Origin of the sequence: Janthinobacterium breve (assembly GCF_051380895.1) — a bacterium.
In the GTDB taxonomy this organism is placed as follows: domain Bacteria; phylum Pseudomonadota; class Gammaproteobacteria; order Burkholderiales; family Burkholderiaceae_D; genus Janthinobacterium.
Genome location: NZ_JBNYXY010000003.1, coordinates 13,275 through 28,821 on the forward strand (window position 1 = coordinate 13,275; position 15,547 = coordinate 28,821).

Consider the following 15,547-nt stretch of genomic DNA (forward strand, 5'->3'; position numbering starts at 1 on the left):
TTTCAGGAACGGCGGCGGAAGAAGAAGCCCTTCAGCCGCTGCAGATGATCGGTCGCCACCGTCGGCCCGCGCCCGTCCGCGCCGCTGACACCTGTCATGGGACTGCCGCCTTCGCGCTCGATGTGCACTTCCACGCCTTCGACGGGCAAGCCATCGGTGGGACGCAGCAAGCGCGGCACGCGGCCCAGCTCGCCTTCGCCGAAGGTGGGCAGTTCCGCCTTCATGCTGCCGGGGCCGTTCCAGTGGTGACCATCGGTCTTCACCGTCAGCGCGCCGGGACCGCCCAGTTCCACCGTGCCGCCCGACAGTTTCAGATAGGCGCCGCCCGCCGTCATGAAGGTGATTTCATCCTGCGCCATGCCGACCAGGCGGGTGCCCGCTGTCAGGCGGATGTCCTTGGCGGCATCCGCCTGCAGCAAGTCGTGCTGGCTTTGCAGCAAAAACTTGCCGAAGTGGGCCACCTGCACGATGCCATCCTTGTGCGCGAACAGGGAAATGCCCTTGCCCGCGTTGACGTTGCAGCGCTGGGCCGCGCTCAGTTGTAAGTGCTGCTGAGCCACCAGGTCGATATTCGTGCCCGCATTGCCGGCGATGGTCCTGGGCGTGCTCAGCGCCACGCCCTCGGGCGCCGTGATGCTGACGGCGGGCTGGTCGGCGGCAATGGCCGCCCCCAGCGCCTTGCTACCGGCCGCGTCCAGCGCCAGCGCCTGGTGCTGCGCGGCAAACTCGCCCAGGGAAGTAAACAAATCCAGGCACTCCTGCATCACGGCAACATGCTCGCTGCTATCGAGCTGCTTGCCGCTGGCGCCCAGCTGTTTCCAGGCCGAAATCAACAGCGAACGGGCCGTGCGCACGCTGCCACTGGCGTCGCTGCGCAATTCAAAGCCGTCACCGCGCTGCCGCCCTGCACCGTCGCTGCGCGGTTCGGTCAGATAGCCGAGGTTCAATTGCGTGGCCGCCTGATCGCTGGCAAGCTGCGCGCTGATCTGCAACGGCGTGTCGTCAAAGCACAGCTGGTTGCCCCGTCCGCCCCGCACTTCGCGGCTGCGCATGCCGGACAGATAGCGGTTGCCAGGCAAGCTGCCACGCCCGCTCAAGCCCGGCGGTGCGCCCACGGCGTTGTACAGCTGGCCGACGATGATGGGGCGATCCGGGTCGCCACCGAGGAAATCGATCAGCACTTCCGCGCCGATGCGCGGCAAGGTCACGGTGCCGCATTGTTTGCCGCTGCCCGGGCCATTGCCGCTCCAGCTGGACGCCACGCGCACCCAGGCCGAATCGCGCTCCGTATCGGAAGCACCGGAGCCGTTGGCATGCGCGTGGTCCGGCGCGCGCGTGGCGCCAAAACGCACCTTGACACGCCCCAGCGCATCGCAATGCACCTCTTCGCCGGCCGGCCCCACGACCAGCGAACTTTGCAGGCGGACGACGGGGAAATCGCTGCGCGGATCAAAAGCAGGCACGACGGCGATGCCGCGCCGCACGCAAGTAAAACGGTTGCGGTAGCGCAAGGCCGGCTGGCCATCTGTGTCTGTGCCTTGCACCAGACCAGCATCGCACTGCCAGCCGCTCTGTGCAAACAGGCGTCCGACCCGGGCATCGAGTCCTGTCGGCAAGTTATTGCTGGCCGATACGCTCAAGGCCGTGATGACGAAACTGCGCTCGGCCACCGGGTGGCTGTCGATGTCGGCATGGCCTTCCAGGCTGAACCATTGGCCCGCGCAAAAGTCGCGCACGCAGCCTTCTCCTTGGAAACACTTGCTGTCCATATCGTGACGCGCCATCGCCAGCTGGCCCAGTTGCCACAATTCGTCATTGCTGCCGGCGGCCAGCGGCGGCTCCACGATATAGTCGTCGAGACTGGCTGCCAGGCGATTGCCATGGCTGCCCTGATCCACGCCGCCGTGTGACTGCGTGGCCATGAACTGCGGGCTGTGCGGGTGAGCATCGTCCCAGCTGTAGCGTTCGGACTTTCCCGCTTGCAAGCGGCGCACGGCGCTCCAGGCCGTCACGGTATCCCTTTCCTCTGTGGCGTCATCGCGGTGATAGCGCACCGTGCCGGCCGCGTTTTGCGCCAGGCGGCCGGCGTCGTCGAACAGCAACAGAGTATGCACGGGCATGTCCGCGGCGTTCGCGCTGGCGGGCGCTCCCGCCTGGAAACACCAGGCGATGCCGCGGCGCTTGAGCAGGCGGCGGATAAAGGCGGCATCAGATTCATTGTGCTGCATCGTGAATTCGCGCGCGGGCAAGCTGCGCGCCGCCAGCGCCGCATCGATGGCACAATCCAGGCTGGCGGCGAGTACGCTATTGCCCTGCCGCCATTCGTCAAACAGGAGCTGGACGATCTGCAATTCATTTTTATTGCGAAACACGCGCGTGTTGACGCGCTTGTCCATCAAGGCCAGACCGTCGCGCAGCACCAGCTGATAGGTGGCCAGGCCGCCATCGCTTTGCCCCGCGCTCGCTTCGGCGACGATGCCGCAGATCCTGCGCAGCTGCCCGCGGTCGGTAACGATCTGCAATTCGGCGGGCACGGCGATGAACTGTTTCAGCGCCAGTTGCGCCTCGGTGGCCACGCACAGGATGCGGTACTCAATCCCGCTGCAGATGGCCTCGCTGCCGCTGATGCGCTGCGGCAGCAAGACATCCTCATTGATGCCTTCCGGATAAGCGAGGCGCAGCCGCAAGGCACGGTTGCCGGCGGTCAAGGCCTTGTCCACGGCCAGCCATTGCGCGAAGTCTTCCATGATTTTCTTCCTTCCAGCATTCATCGGGGCACAGCACTCACGGCGGTCTCAGGCGGAGCCATCGAATCGCATGTCGTAATGCATGTCGTCACGCTCACGGGCAGGCAACTTGCCGGCCAGGAAGGCATCCTCCGCCAGGCGGGCGCCCATGCCCAGGACGCAGGTGCGCACGTCTTCCCGGCGCAGCACCAGGCGTATTTCAAAACTCATGCCAGGCAAACCAAACAGGCCCAGCATCTGACGCAGGGCCAGCGCACCAGGCCGGCCGGGCAAGAAATCCTCGTAGGCGCGACGCGCCAGCGGCCCCAGTACCAGGCGCACGCGCAAGTCGGCGCGCCGGCAGCGCTCGCCCAGCATGGCGCCCTGCCCTAGCCGGGCATGCGCGGTGGCCAGCAAGGTACGCTCTCGCGGCGCGCGCCGGAACCAGGCGCCAACAAAACGCTGCAAGCGCACGGGCACGCCGAAATATCCGGCCAGCAGCGCCTGCATCACATCGGCCGCCACGGGCCGATGCCGCAGCAAGGCCGCATAATGGGCCAGCACATGCGCTGGCAAGCCATCCGTCAGCTTGGCCACCTCGGCAGGCCAGGCGCCCGCGAGGGCCAGTTGCAAGGGCAGGAAATCGCCGCCGTCGGCGTCCTGCTGGCACTCGATGCGGTAGCGGGCCCAGGCTTGATAAAACAAGGCCAGCGCGCGGTGCGAGAGCGTATCGAGCCAGGCACGGGGACCGCCATCGCCCGTCTGCCGCTCGTGGCCGGCGAGCGTTACCGTGTAATGCAGCGGCAAGCTGCCATGCACGCCTAAAAAACCCAGCACGGCCGCCTGCACATGCACCTGCATATCGCCATCTGCTTCCTGCTCCAGCCACAGCTGTTCGATTTCGCCCGGCGCAAACGACAGCGACGCGCTGCCATGCAGGCGCAGGCAATCCTCAAACACCTGCTCCTGCGAAATGCCCTGCTGCATCAGCCAGGCAGACAACAGGCGCACCGCCTGAAAGAAGCCTGTGCCGGACGGATCGGCCAGCAGGCGCGCGACTACACCAGCGTCTGGTTTCCATTGCGTGGCAGGCAGCACAGCAACTCCTTTCCAGTCTTCTGCGACAAGACGATCAGGCGGGTAAACGAGGCCAGGTGCACGTACAGCCCGAGAAAGCGTTCGATCACTTGGGCAAAGGCATGCAAGCCGCTGCCGACAAAGGCTTCCTCATCGACGGACAGCAGGACGTCGATGCCGAAGACCAGGCTGCCGCCCGCCTCATCGTGCAGCCAGGTACTGGCGGCGCGCTGGCGCAATCCGGTCACGCCCGCGATCTGGCGCGCGACGCTGGCCGAACCGGCCAAGTTGTACAACTCGAGTATTTGCTTGAAGAGCGGCAAGCCCTGTTCATTCAGCGACTGATGGTTCAAGGACAAGTGCGCGATCAACCGCCAGTGCGACGCCGCACCCGCAGGGAAGCGGCACGGCGCACTGGGTTTGCGCAGCAGGCGCACCGGCAAGGCGCTGGCCACGCCGTCATGGTGCAGGTCGCCCACGGCATTGCCAAACACCAGGCGGCTTGGCAAGTCGCGGTTGCTGCAGGTCAGCATGATGGACACCGTCTGCGTCGCGTCGTGCAGCGGCTGCATGGTGCCGTCGACAAAGGCGATGCGCATGTCGTAGCCGGGATTGCTCAGCGCCATGTCTTCGTCGCGCCGCGTCACCCAGTAGCGCCCCTGGCGCCCGCCAGCTTCGCCATGGCGCATCGAATAGAACGGGTGAAACGCATCGAGTGCGCCACCGCTCTGCGTTTCACTGAGGACATGCACGCTATCGACGTTGTAAATATCGTAGCAATGCGCCTGCCGCACCGATGGCAGCAGCACATGCTCGGCGCTCGCGTGCGTCAGGCGAATGGGATTGGCCGCCTGGCGAAACAGGTTGACGACGGGCGTGCATCCCGGCACCAGATGCCTTGCGGACAGGGGCCGCAAAATGCGCGCGATATCCGCATCGGCCTGCACGTCGGCCAGCAGCAGGTGTATGGTGCAGCGCCGGCAGGCCGGAGGCAGGCGCCGTTGCAGCGCGGCCAGGTCCAGGTCGACGAAATTGAATTTATCCGGAAAGGCAAACCATTCGCCCAGCAGGCGGTAAGCGGGATGCGAGGCGGCCATGGCCGGCATCAATGCATCCTCGGCGGCAAAGCCGACCGGATGCAAGGGCACTGCGTCCAAGGCATGCCATATGCCATCGACTTCCACATAGGCACTACGCGTACGCAGGAACAGGCTGTCGCGCAAGGTGGCGCAAAAGGAAGGCTCGCCGTCCAGGAACAGGCGCAGCGCCGGCAACGGGAGCCCGTCCAGCGTGGACGTGGCGCCCGTCGCTTCGAGCGTGATGCTGATCGCCGCCCCCAGATCCGGCGGCAGGCGCACTGCGGGCGGCGCCGCCAAGATGGACTGGAAGCGCACATCAGACAGGCGCAGCGGCGCCACGGCGACATCGTAGGCGGTGGTGAACTTGCAGGCAACGCCCTGATGTTCCGCAGCATACATGAGCGTGCCGCGCGCAATGGTGGCCAGCTCGTTCACCGTAGCAGCATCGTTATCGATGCGGGCAATGGCGCAGGCAGGAAACGGGCGCAAATAATGGGGAAAATTGACTTCCAGCAAAGTTTCGCTGAAAGTGCCGAAGCCATCGGCCAGCCGCTTGGCCGTGCGCGCATTGAACATGGCAAACGCCTGCAGCATGCGCGCCAGGTGCGGATCGTGGGTGGTCCCCAGGTCACCGCCCACGATGCCCAACGCGCCGGCGATGGCAGGATAGCGCCGGGCAAACGCCTGATTGTGCGCATGCAAGGTGCCCAGTTCGCGCTCGTAATATTGCAGCAACTCATCCATGCCCGCTCCCATCGCCTGATCGGCACATGCCGGTATAGCCCCATCTGCATTATTGAGGAAGCGGGAAGGAAGAAAATTGAGTTTGAACAAGATTGCATGCATCAGCAAGGAATGCCATTCCGGCGCTGGCATGGCAACTTTTGTTCACTCCTTGCCAATATTAATTGACTTATTCGAAACAATCGTTTTAAATCAGGAAGTTACTCAAAATCAATCATCTTGGACATTCAAACATCGCATTGACCCTTTCGATGCTGGACGTCCACGCTGATGTACTCTGAAGCCAAGGTATATGGAACTGCTCGACTCCCTGCGTCAGACCCCGTCGCAAGACGACACTATCAGCGGGCACTACGAAGTGCGCCGCTTGCTGGGCGAAGGCGGTTTCGGCCATGTATTCGAAGCCTGGGATGCCAAGCTGTGCCGCAGCGTGGCGCTGAAGCGGCTGAAACCGCAAGCCGACGTGCTGCATCCCGAAAAACTCATCAATGAAGCGCGCCTGGCCGCCTCGCTCAAGCATGCGGCCTTCGTGCGCATCTTCGCCATCGAGGGCCAAGGTACGGGCCAGTCCATCGTCATGGAACTGGTCGAAGGCCAGACCTTGGGCCAGTTCATGCACAGCGGCAAGGCTGACCTGCAGGCCGCGCTCGACATCGCCTACCAGATCGCCGACGCCATGGACGAGGCGCACGCCATGGACCTCGTCCACGGCGACCTGAAACCGTCGAACCTGATGCTGGAGGCAAGCGGCAAGGTGCGCATCCTCGACTTCGGCCTGGCGCGCCACATCGACCCGCAAGCGACGCAAACGACCACCCTGTGCGACTTGCAGGGCACCATCGCCTACATGGCGCCCGAGCGCCTGATGGGCCGCCTGCCCGACACGCGCGGCGACGTGTATGCCTTGGGTGCCATGCTGTACGAAATGCTGGCCGGCCAGCGCCACTTCGCCCACCTGAACGGCCTGGCCCTGGCCGCCGCCCACATGCAGGCGACGGAGCCATGGCCCGACCTGCCTGAAACGGTGCCGCCCACCATCAACGCCCTCGTGCGCGCAATGACGGCGCACGACCCGGCCGAACGGCCACGCACCATGCGCGACGTGCGCGAGGCGATAGGGACGCAGCGCGGCGAACCGCTCACCTTGGCCACGCCCCTTGCTGACGAGACGCCCGCGAAGGAAGAACCACCCGCCAGCGTCTCCATCCGCCTGCCCCTGCCTAGAAAACGCACATTAAAACTGGCCGCCGGGGCTATGCTGCTGGCACTTGCGGCATGGCAACTACCCAGGTCGCTATCCACGGAACCTCGGGATGCCGCATATTCAGAAATCCAGGCCATGCAGAATGGCATGGAAAAACTGCGTCTATTCGATCACCAGGCCAGTCAACAACAGGCGATTGACCTGTTCAACAAAGTGCTAGAACACAATCCACGCAATGCGGCGGCTGCGGCCGGACTATCGTTGGCTTACAGCCTACGTTATGTCGGTGATGGCCGGGATCCGACTTGGTTGCAACGCGCCGACGCTAGTGCACAGCAAGCCTTAGCTGTGGATGGCCAACTAGCCTTGGCGCATGTGGCCCAGGCATGGGTCTTGGAATTCCAAGGCAAACGCGTTACGGCATTACAGGCCGCGACGACGGCATTGAATCTGGATCCGCAAAACTTGCTGGGACTGTACGGCAAGATACGCAATTTAATTTATATGAAGCAGTTCGAACAAGCACTTCCACTGCTCGACAACGCTACTAGTATTTATCCTCGGGAAAGATTATTCAGTTTGCAGCGAGGCATCATGCAGTTCCAGCAGGGTAACTACAAAAAAGCTGAACAGTCGTTCCGATACAGCATTCAACTAGATCCGCAGGCGGCAAATTCGTATGCCTACCTAAATGCGGCCTTGCTCCGCCAGGATCGCGGCGATGAGGCGCTGCGTGTATTGCAGCAGGGTTTGCAAATCCAACCGCACTGGGAGCTTTACACCAACTTGGGCACTTCGCTGTTTGCCCGTGGGGACTATATCGGAGCCGCCAATGCGTTTGAAGATGCCGTTTCCAGCAGCAAAGGCAGCCCTGGAAATTATCTGCTCTGGGCTAACTTGGCAGATGCACAAAGGTGGATTCCAGCCCAAAAGGAAAAATCGCGGCGCTCCTATCAACGTGCAATTGATTTGCTAGCACCTCTATTAGAGGCAGCCCCGGACGAAATCACCTATAACTCGCGCATGGCGCTATACAGCGCGTATACCGGAGCACGTGAACAAGCACTGGCGATCATGCGAAAGGCGATCGCGTTGGCTCCTGATACAGCCGATGTGCAGTTTCGTGCCGCCATGACACACGAACTCCTTGGAAACCGTGAACAGGCCTTAGCTGCGCTACGTCTTGCCGACAAGCGAGGCTATCCACTCAATCTGATTGAATCAGAACCGGAACTATTAAACCTGCGACGAGATCCTCAGTACTTCAACTTCCTAACTGAAAGAGATAGTAAAAAATGACGCCTGTAAGCCCTTGGATGAAGTTATCCGTGCATTTTGATGCAGACCAGATCACCAATCAGCTCGACTACAGTTTCACATCCTGTGACGGCACAGCAGACCCACGCCACGGCCCTTACATGGGCGGCGTGCACTTCCAGAAAGGCCAGCATGTGTACCTGGATGTCACTTGCTGCGGCTCCAGCGAGAGCGGCTTCACCTCATTCCAAATTGTCGACTGCTGCATTATCACCGTACCGCAACTGACGCAGATCGGCCCGAAAGTACCAACCATTTATTCGCCACCATCGCCATTTTTGCAAGCTATAGGCGCTACTTATCATTTGCCGCTGGACTTCGAGATCCAGCAATTGTTGGGCGAACCCGATCAGACACCTCTGCACCGCATCCGCCAGGAGTGGAAACACAATTTGGACGTAGGCTATGCAGCAGGCCGTTGGGAATTGTCGTTCGTCATGACGGTACGCATCATGCGCGGCGAGGACGTCCAACCGGAACTACGCGTCTTCTCCTTCGATCCAGAAAGCTCGGTCGGCGGCTCTTCTGGCATGTAAGAACATTGGTGCGCAAATCCGGCGCGCACTTCCTCCTTCCATTGCCGCTGCGTGCTTCCTAAGACAGGCAATGGAAGGTACTCTACCGTCCCGGCACAATGCCCGCACCACAGTCCCTTTGTTGATCATGAGCAGCTGCACCATGGCAGATATTGCTCCAAGCCCTCACCCATTGCCCTATCGCTTGCGCCAACACCAGCACTCTAGATAGGAAGCAGTGTACTTCCGGTCAGCGCGGCTTTTTCACATCCGCACGCAATACGCCGCCCCGCCTGCCGAAAGCGGTAAAATGACGGCCTTGGACTCAAGCCTCGCCTAGCAGCGCGGCCTTGAACGCACCCAGCACCACCCACAGCCCGGCAGGCATGCGTTTTCCTGCCGCCGGACCAACGACAAAGAACACATGACCACCGTCCCAAAAGAAATCAACGCCGCCGCGGCAAAGAAAAATTCGGCTGAAAAGCTTACTCCCATGATGCAGCAATATTTAGGCATCAAGGAAAATCACCCGACGATGTTGGTCTTCTACCGCATGGGCGATTTCTACGAGCTGTTTTTCGAGGATGCGGAAAAAGCCTCGCGCCTGCTGGGCATTACCCTGACGGCGCGCGGCGTGGCCAGCGGCAACCCGATCAAGATGTGCGGCGTGCCGTTTCATTCGCTCGATGGCTATCTGGCCAAGCTGGTCAAGCTGGGCGAGTCGGTGGCCATTTGCGAACAGATCGGCGACCCGGCCACCAGCAAAGGTCCCGTCGAGCGCAAGGTCATGCGCGTGGTCACGCCCGGCACCCTGACGGATGCGGACTTGCTGCCAGAGAAGGCCGAGCGCCCGCTGCTGGCTATGTGCAGCATCACGCAGCGCAAGACGGTGACGACGGGCCTGGCCTGGCTGTCGCTGGCCAGCGGTGCCTTGAAACTGATGGAGTTTTCCGGTGACAGCAGCACCGTGGCGGCGCGCTTGCAGCAGGAGCTGGAGCGCATCGTGCCGGCTGAAATCTTGAGCGGCGACAATGGCAACTTGTTTGACGACTACGCGGGCACGCACATCAACCGCGTGCCGGACTGGCATTTCGATGTAGTGGGCGGACACAAGGCCCTGCTCGACCAATTGGGCGTAGCGACACTCACCGGTTTTGGCGCCGATGGCCTCGGCGCCGCGTTTGGCGCGGCCGGCGCGCTGCTGCGCTATGCGCAATCGACGCAGGGACGGGGCTTGCAGCACGTGCGCTCCCTGACGACGGAAACGGAAAGCGAATTCATCGGCCTGGACGCAGCCACGCGGCGCAACCTGGAATTGACGGAAACTATCCGCGGCCAGGAATCGCCAACCTTGTTTTCCCTGCTCGATCATTGCCGCACGGCCATGGGTTCGCGCATGCTGCGCCACTGGCTGCACCATGCGCGGCGCGACCAGAACGTGGCGCGCGCGCGCCATGAAGCCATCGCCGCGCTGGCGCAAAGCGAAGCGGCCGGTCCGCTCGCCTCCACTCTGGCGCAAGTGCCCGACATCGAACGCATCACCACGCGCATAGCCCTGCTGTCGGCGCGTCCGCGCGACCTGGCCGCACTGCGCGACGGCTTGCTGCAACTGCCGGCCCTGCGCAGCGACGTGGTCCGCTGTTATGGTCCTGGCCAGGGTGGCGAAAAAGGTTTGCTGGCCGCCATCCACGCGGCACTGGCGACACCGACCTCCTGCCTGGACTTGCTGGTACGCGCCGTAGCGCAGGAACCGGCTGCGATGGTGCGCGACGGCGGCGTGTTTGCCATCGGCTTCGACGCCGAACTCGACGAATTGCGCGCCCTGTCGGAAAACGCGGGCCAGTTCCTGCTCGACCTGGAAACGCGCGAACGCGCCCGCACGGGCATCGCCAACCTGCGCGTCGAATACAACAAGGTGCACGGCTTCTATATTGAAGTCACGCACGGCCAGACGGACAAGGTGCCGGACGACTACCGCCGCCGCCAAACCCTGAAAAACGCCGAACGCTATATCACGCCCGAACTCAAAGTGTTCGAAGACAAGGCCCTGTCGGCGCAGGGCAAGGCCCTGGTGCGCGAAAAAATGCTGTACGACCTGCTGCTGGCCGAACTGGCGCCGCACATTGGGACTTTGCAGACCATTTCGCAGGGCCTGGCCCAGCTCGACACCCTGAACGCGCTGACGGAACATGCGCAGCAGCACAACTGGGCCGCGCCGCGACTGGTCGACGAGCCGTGCATCAACATCATCGAAGGCCGCCACCCCGTGGTGGAAAAGCAAATCGAACGCTTCATCGCCAACGATTGCCGCCTCGTCAACGAACGCCGTTTGCTGCTGATTACCGGTCCGAACATGGGCGGTAAATCGACCTTCATGCGCCAGGTGGCCCTGATCACCCTGCTGGCTTACGTGGGCAGCTACGTGCCGGCCGCTTCCGCCACCATCGGCCCCATCGACCGCATCTTCACGCGCATCGGCGCCACCGACGACCTGGCGGGCGGACGCTCGACCTTCATGGTGGAAATGACGGAATCGGCCGCCATTTTGAACGGCGCCACCGAGCATTCGCTGGTGTTGATGGATGAAGTGGGCCGCGGCACCTCAACCTTCGACGGCCTGGCCCTGGCGTGGGCCATCGCGCGCCATCTGATCGATACCAGCCGTAGTTTCACCCTGTTTGCCACGCACTACTTTGAGCTGACGCAACTGCCGGACAGTCACCCGAGCGCCGCCAACGTACACTTGTCGGCCGTCGAACACAAGGACAGCATCGTCTTCCTGCACGCCGTGCAGGCCGGTCCCGCCTCGCAAAGCTACGGCTTGCAGGTGGCGCAACTGGCCGGCGTGCCGCAGCCGGTGATCAAGGCCGCGCGCAAGCACCTGGCGCGCCTGGAAGCGCAGGCGCTGGACGCCACGCCGCAGCGCGACCTGTTCGCCGCGCCGGCAGCCGATCCGTATGCGCAAGAGGAAGAAGAGGACGCAGCGCCGCTGGCCGCGCTGAACGCGGCGCAGCAAGCCCTGCTCGACGCCATCGCCGACCTCGATCCCGATGCGCTCACGCCGCGCGACGCGCTGGAACAGTTGTATCAGTTGAAACGGCTGGCCGCCGCATGACCATACGGCGCAGCATCGCCAGCCTGCGCCTGCTGGCTGCCGGCCTGCTGGTCGCCAGCCTGCCATGGCAAGTGGCGCTGGCCGCCCCGGGCGACCAGGCCGGCTTCGAGTTTGCCGTGCTGGGCCATTCCTTCAACGCAGGGCCGGACGATGGCCCCCTGAAAAAGGCCATCGCCGATACCAGCGCCTTCAATGCCTCCTTCGTGGTGGCCACCGGCATCAAGGCCGCCAGCGAGTCCTGCAGCGACAAGCTGTACAGCCAGCGCAAGGACGTGCTGGACGCCAGCGGGCCGCCGCTGATCGTCTCGCTGTCGGCCAGCGACTGGGCCAACTGCCGCAATTCGCGCGGCAGGGGCAACGCCATCGAGCGCCTGAACCGCCTGCGCGATGTGTATTTCGCCGACGACCAGAGCCTGGGCCAGCGCAAGCTGACCCTGTCGAGGCTGTCATCGACGGCGAAGTTCCGCAGCTATGCGGAAAATGCCCACTGGGAATACGGCGGCGTGCTGTTCGCCACCATCAACCTGCCCGCGAATAACAACCATTTCCTGCCAGAAGCGGGACGCAACAGCGAATTCGAAGACCGGCTGGTCGCCAACCGCTCCTGGCTGCAGCGCCTGTTCGCCATGGCGCAGCGCAAGCAGCTCGACGGCATCGTGCTGTTTTCCGATGGCGACGTGGGCGTGCTGGACGAAGACGACAATTCGCTGCTGCCCAGCTTCAGCTCGAAACAGGATGGTTTTGCCGGACCACGCAAGCAGATCCGCACCCTGGCGAAGAAATTCAGCGGCAAGGTCTTATTGGTCGATACGCAGCGCGATGGCGACGCGGACGGCAAGGAAGGCAAGAATAGAAAGGCCGCAGCAAGGTCAGGCGGGCCGAAAATCAGCTGGAAAGGCAACCTGGGCCATGTCAGCATCGACAACGACTGGTCCGCCATCGCCGTACGACCAGGCAAGACGCCATTCTTTGAGGTACGTCAACGGGCCACGCGGCCATCGGCGCAAGCGCGGGCCAAGGCGTCGACCGTGCGCAGATAAACGTGCGCCGCAATAGATAAAGGCCGACGCAAAGCCAGCCTTTATCTCTCCAACAACAGACGTCACGACCAACAAACGTCACGACGCCTGACAAAACCGTCGCGAGCAGCTGCGCGGCGTGGCCGAGAAGCGCAACCGTACTGAAGTACGGTGAGCATCGCCGGCCGCGCCCCGCTGCGCGCAGTAGGTTTGGTCAGGCGTCTCCAGATTAGTGGATAGGGTGGGTGCGGAAGTGATCGCCCTCGTCGCCTTCATCATCATCTTCATCGCCATGGTCATGGCCGTGTGCGCCATGCACGTGGCCATGGGCGATTTCTTCGTCGGTGGCTTCGCGTACGTCAGCGACGGTCAGCGAGAAGCGCAGCGCGATGCCGGCCAATGGGTGATTGCCGTCCAGCACGACTTTGTCGTCGGCGATATCGGTCACCGTGAAGATCATCGCTTCTTCGTCCGGCGAATCGCTTTCCGGCATGCCTTCGAACTGCATGCCCACTTCCAGCGGCTCAGGCAGGCGATTGCGCGGCTCGACCTTCACCAGAGCTGGATCGTATTCACCGAAAGCATCATCCGGTTCGATCTGGATCGTGTTGGAATAGCCCACTTCCTTGCCGTCGAGCTCTTCTTCGATCTTCGGCAGGGTGTTTTCATAATCACCGTGCAGGTAGACCATCGGCTGACGGCCGTCTTCGATCAGATTGTCTTGCGCGTCTGACAGTTTGTAGTTGACAGTCACGACCGTATTTTTGGCAATCTTCATTATGCTTCCTTTCATTGTATAAGCTGGCAAATTATACCTTCACGCCGCCAACGGCAGGCGCATTCCTGCATTTCCGGTTGTTATAATGGGCGCATGAAAAAATTAACTCTCCTCGGCGATATCACGCCGGCGCAATTCCTGCGCGACTACTGGCATAAAAAACCCTTGTTGATCCGTCAAGCCGTGCCTGGCTTCAAGGCACTGTTCGATATCAAGGCCCTGGCCGAACTGGCCACCCTTGACCACGTCGAATCGCGCCTGGTCAGCCATGCGGATGGCCACTGGAACATGCAGCAAGGCCCACTGACCAGCCTGCCTTCGCTGAAACAGAAGGAATGGACCCTGCTGGTGCAGGGCGCCAACCTGCAAAGCGCCAAGGCCGATGCCCTGCTGCGCCAGTTCCGCTTTCTGCCGGATGCGCGCCTGGACGACCTGATGGTCAGCTTCGCCACCGATGGCGGCGGCGTGGGCCCGCATTTCGATTCCTACGACGTGTTCCTGCTGCAAGGCCAGGGCAAGCGCCACTGGCGCATCGGCGCGCAGAAGGATCTGAGCCTGATCGACGGCTTGCCGCTGAAAATCCTCAGCAACTTCACGCCCAACGAAGAATTCACGTTGGAACCGGGCGACATGCTGTACCTGCCGCCCCACTACGCGCACGACGGCGTGGCCATCGGCGACTGCCAGACGTATTCGATCGGCTTCCGCTCACCCACGTTCCAGGAACTGGGCGAAGCCTTCCTGCAATTCATGGCCGACTCGATCGACTTGCCGGGCATCTACAACGATCCCGATTTGAAAGCGTCAGGCAAACCGGCGGAAATCCCCCGTGAAATGCTCAGCACCATCACGGAAGAAATCAACAAGGTGCGCTTCACGGAAGAAGACGTGACCATCTTCCTGGGCGAACACCTGTCGGAACCGAAGCACAATGTGTTTTTCACGCCGCTGTCCAAGCCGCTGACGGTGGGCCGCTTCGCGGATGCTGCACAGAAAAAGGGCGTTGTGTTGTCGCGCAAGACGCTGATGCTGTATCGTGGCAAGAATGTCTTCATCAATGGCGAATCGTTTGCCATTGGCAAGGCCGATAAAACGGCCCTGGAAACCCTGGCCAACGAACGCGCGCTCGATGGCGCCGCCGTGGCCCAGGCTTCCGATGACGTGATGGATGCGTTATATACTTGGTATCAGGATGGCTGGATCGAACTGACCTGAATGATCGTGGCGTAGCAAAGTGGTATTACAGTAGATGAAATAACAGCATCTGCGTTAGCGCAATGAAACATATTATTTTTATATCGTTTTGTCGCGCTTTCGCAAATCGCTTACACTTGCTTGCAATTTGCTTCGGCAAATATTGCGATATCACAAAATAGTTGCGAATTTGCCTCTTGCTCCTATTGCGACGCACCAAAAATCGCTATAATATTCGGTTAGGAAGTTTCCGTTGTCTGGCAGGCACCACCTGGTACGAAAAGCCTTCGAAGACGACCTAACGAGCGATAATTACCGGTAATTATTCATCGCAACAATATTGATTTATTTTTTGAAATAATTAAGGAAAACAAATGAAAAAATCCCTGCTGATCGCCTCCCTGATGGTTGTTGCTCTGGCTGCTTGCAGCAAAAAAGAAGAAGCTCCTGCACCAGCACCAGTAGTTGAAACCCCAGCAGCAGCACCAGTTGTTGAAGCTGCTCCAGCTGCTGCTGCTGACGCTGCTGCTTCGGCCGCTACCGACGCTGCTGCTGCTGCTTCGGCTGCCGCTTCGGCCGCTACCGACGCTGCTTCGGCTGCTTCGGCTGCTGCATCGGCTGCTAAGTAATTTAGCACCCTGCACTAGAGAAAGCCGGCCCTTGGGCCGGCTTTTTTGCGTCCGCAGTTTTATCCGCAGGATATAACTGTGGACGCAGGCAATAAAAAAGCTGACCCGGTTTCCCGGGCCAGCTTTTTTATTGCACGGCAAGTTTTGAAA

The 15,547-nt window shown here is 61.6% G+C and carries 10 protein-coding genes; 6 read left to right on the forward strand and 4 right to left on the reverse strand.

Annotation, left to right across the window (positions count from 1 at the left end):
- Positions 1 to 2 precede the first annotated feature (2 nt).
- From ACQ4W0_RS05450 to tssF, 3 genes are read right to left on the reverse strand one after another with little or no spacing between them, the layout of a single operon-like run.
- The gene (locus ACQ4W0_RS05450; RefSeq protein WP_436575846.1) at positions 3 to 2,747 is read right to left on the reverse strand and encodes a type VI secretion system Vgr family protein; all 2,745 of its coding nucleotides are present in this window, start codon (positions 2,745 to 2,747) and stop codon (positions 3 to 5) included.
- A gap of 48 nt (positions 2,748 to 2,795) precedes the next feature.
- Entirely contained in the window at positions 2,796 to 3,824 is a 1,029-nt protein-coding gene (tssG, locus tag ACQ4W0_RS05455) for a type VI secretion system baseplate subunit TssG (RefSeq protein WP_436575847.1), read from the reverse strand.
- On the reverse strand, positions 3,785 to 5,626 hold the full coding sequence (tssF, locus tag ACQ4W0_RS05460; protein ID WP_436575848.1) for a type VI secretion system baseplate subunit TssF: 1,842 nt from the start codon (positions 5,624 to 5,626) through the stop codon (positions 3,785 to 3,787). The genes tssG and tssF overlap by 40 nt, the downstream gene beginning before the upstream one ends.
- Positions 5,627 to 5,918: 292 nt before the next feature.
- Here tssF and ACQ4W0_RS05465 point away from each other — a divergent pair, with 292 nt between their 5' ends.
- The 4 genes from ACQ4W0_RS05465 (at position 5,919) to ACQ4W0_RS05480 (ending at position 12,817) form a co-directional block, all read left to right on the forward strand.
- On the forward strand, positions 5,919 to 8,129 hold the full coding sequence (locus tag ACQ4W0_RS05465; protein WP_436575849.1) for a protein kinase domain-containing protein: 2,211 nt from the start codon (positions 5,919 to 5,921) through the stop codon (positions 8,127 to 8,129).
- 29 nt (positions 8,130 to 8,158) lie between these two features.
- The gene (locus ACQ4W0_RS05470) at positions 8,159 to 8,683 is read left to right on the forward strand and encodes a hypothetical protein (protein ID WP_436575850.1); all 525 of its coding nucleotides are present in this window, start codon (positions 8,159 to 8,161) and stop codon (positions 8,681 to 8,683) included.
- Between the two features lie 403 nt (positions 8,684 to 9,086).
- On the forward strand, positions 9,087 to 11,777 hold the full coding sequence (gene mutS, locus ACQ4W0_RS05475; protein WP_436575851.1) for a DNA mismatch repair protein MutS: 2,691 nt from the start codon (positions 9,087 to 9,089) through the stop codon (positions 11,775 to 11,777).
- Positions 11,774 to 12,817: a hypothetical protein gene (locus ACQ4W0_RS05480; RefSeq protein ID WP_436575852.1), complete on the forward strand. Its 1,044-nt coding sequence runs from the start codon at positions 11,774 to 11,776 to the stop codon at positions 12,815 to 12,817. The genes mutS and ACQ4W0_RS05480 overlap by 4 nt, the downstream gene beginning before the upstream one ends.
- Before the next feature lie 208 nt (positions 12,818 to 13,025).
- Here ACQ4W0_RS05480 and ACQ4W0_RS05485 read toward each other — a convergent pair whose 3' ends face one another.
- The gene (locus tag ACQ4W0_RS05485; RefSeq protein WP_436575853.1) at positions 13,026 to 13,574 is read right to left on the reverse strand and encodes an FKBP-type peptidyl-prolyl cis-trans isomerase; all 549 of its coding nucleotides are present in this window, start codon (positions 13,572 to 13,574) and stop codon (positions 13,026 to 13,028) included.
- A gap of 93 nt (positions 13,575 to 13,667) precedes the next feature.
- Here ACQ4W0_RS05485 and ACQ4W0_RS05490 point away from each other — a divergent pair, with 93 nt between their 5' ends.
- Together ACQ4W0_RS05490 and ACQ4W0_RS05495 are read left to right on the forward strand one after the other, a co-directional pair.
- Positions 13,668 to 14,789: a JmjC domain-containing protein gene (locus ACQ4W0_RS05490; protein ID WP_436575854.1), complete on the forward strand. Its 1,122-nt coding sequence runs from the start codon at positions 13,668 to 13,670 to the stop codon at positions 14,787 to 14,789.
- Between the two features lie 353 nt (positions 14,790 to 15,142).
- Positions 15,143 to 15,397: a hypothetical protein gene (locus ACQ4W0_RS05495; protein ID WP_096237298.1), complete on the forward strand. Its 255-nt coding sequence runs from the start codon at positions 15,143 to 15,145 to the stop codon at positions 15,395 to 15,397.
- Positions 15,398 to 15,547: the final 150 nt, after the last annotated feature.